The organism is Microbacterium sp. 69-10 (assembly GCF_001897945.1).
In the GTDB taxonomy this organism is placed as follows: domain Bacteria; phylum Actinomycetota; class Actinomycetes; order Actinomycetales; family Microbacteriaceae; genus Microbacterium.
In genome coordinates this window covers 66,429-68,202 of the sequence record NZ_MKRT01000031.1, presented here as the reverse complement: position 1 = coordinate 68,202, position 1,774 = coordinate 66,429, and the positions used below count along the sequence as shown (strand labels likewise).

Annotated in this window: 2 protein-coding genes; one reads left to right on the top strand and one right to left on the bottom strand. The window is 70.8% G+C overall.

What is annotated here, in order from left to right; translation table 11 throughout:
• Positions 1–1,022, top strand: a 1,022-nt coding sequence (locus BGN97_RS17355; RefSeq protein WP_292704364.1) for an AAA family ATPase, incomplete at its 5' end; no start/stop codon positions are given.
• Between the two features lie 81 nt (positions 1,023–1,103).
• Here the strand turns inward: BGN97_RS17355 and BGN97_RS17350 are convergent.
• Positions 1,104–1,774 (bottom strand): LysR family substrate-binding domain-containing protein (locus BGN97_RS17350; protein ID WP_363331456.1); only part of this gene is annotated, 671 nt, incomplete at its 5' end.

Sequence of the window (1,774 nt, the reverse complement as noted above, 5' to 3'; positions counted from 1 at the left end):
CCGTGATCTCGCGCGCCACCGGCATCCCGGTCAGCCGTCTGACCGAGAGCGAGCGGTCGCGGCTGCACGAGCTCGAGCCCGACCTGCACGCCCGTGTGATCGGGCAGGGCGACGCGGTGACCGCGGTCGCGCGCGCCGTCCGTCGCAGCCGCACCGGGATGGGCGACGCGCGTCGCCCGGTCGGCTCGTTCCTGTTCCTGGGCCCCACCGGCGTCGGCAAGACCGAGCTGGCCAAGGCCCTGGCCGATCGCCTGTTCGACGACGAGAACGCCGTGATCCGCTTCGACATGAGCGAGTTCGGCGAGCGGCACACGGTGTCGCGTCTGGTCGGTGCCCCTCCGGGATACGTCGGCTACGACGAGGCCGGTCAGCTCACCGAGCGCGTGCGGCGCAACCCGTACTCGATCGTGCTGTTCGACGAGATCGAGAAGGCGCACCCCGACGTCTTCAACCTGCTGCTGCAGGTGCTCGACGATGGCCGCCTGACCGACGGGCAGGGTCGCACGGTCGACTTCCGCAACACGGTGATCGTGATGACCTCGAACATCGGCTCGGAGTTCCTGGCCTCGCGGTCGGGCGCACTCGGGTTCGTGGCGTCGCAGGATGCCTCGGGCTTCGCCTCCCAGGAGGATCTGAAGGCCCGTGTGATGGGCAAGCTGCGCGAGGCGATGCGGCCGGAGTTCCTGAACCGGATCGACGAGATCGTGATCTTCCAGAAGCTGACGCAGACGGAGATCGGCGAGATCGTGCGGCTCATGCTGCAGGCGACGGCCGCGCGGCTCGCGGGTCGCGAGGTCTCGTTCGAGGTCACGGATGCCGCGGTGGCCTGGCTGGGCGAGCACGGCTACGAGCCGGAGTACGGTGCGCGCCCGCTGCGTCGCCTGATCCAGAACGAGGTGGACGACCGCATCGCGGATCTGTTCGTCGAGGGTTCGCTGGTCGACGGCGGCCGGGTGGTCGTGGATGCCGCGGAGGGAGCCCTCACCGTCAGCTCCGCCGCTCATCTGGCGACCGCCGCCTGATCTTCATGTGGCTCGAATGGCCGTCTCACCCTCCGGGTGAGGCGGCCATTCGCACGAGCGGCCTCGGCTCCTGCGGCGGGCTCAGCGCGAGGAGTTCGCTGTGCGCCCGCGCACGATGCCGATGAAGGTCTCGACATCGGGCGTGGTGATGTCACGCGGCCAGGCCAGGGCGACGGTCGAGGTCGGGCCGTCGCGGAGGATGCGGTAGTCGGCGTCCTTGCGCTTGTGCAGTCGCGCCAGCGACATCGGCACGATCAGGATGCCGACCCCGGAGGCGACGGTCGCCACCGCATCCTCGGTGGTCTCGATCTCGGGGAACCGCGGGGGGACGGTGGGGAGGTCCAAGGGCCCCAGCACGTCGTCGCCCGGGGTGATCAGCACCTCGCCGGAGAGGTCATCGGCGGTGAGCTCGTCGGCCGCCATCAGGTGCGACTCCTTCGCCGCGATGACCACGGGCAGCTCGTCGTAGAGGGGGATCACGTGCAGGTCGTCCGCACGCGCCACCGGCAGCCGCACGAGCGCGAGGTCGACCTCGGCGAGCCGCTCGCGCTGCTCGGCGAACGACATCGGCACCAGCCCGAGCTCGACGTGCGGCATCCGCTCCTTCCAGGTGTCGATCCACCTGCCGGGCGTCGTGCCGGGGACCAGGCCGAGCCGCAGGGTGCGCGGCTCCTCGGGTGCCGGTCGCGGCTGCGGCGAGGGCTTCTTCGGTGCGGCCTTCCGCGGCGCGGGCTTCTGCTGCGCCTTCTTCG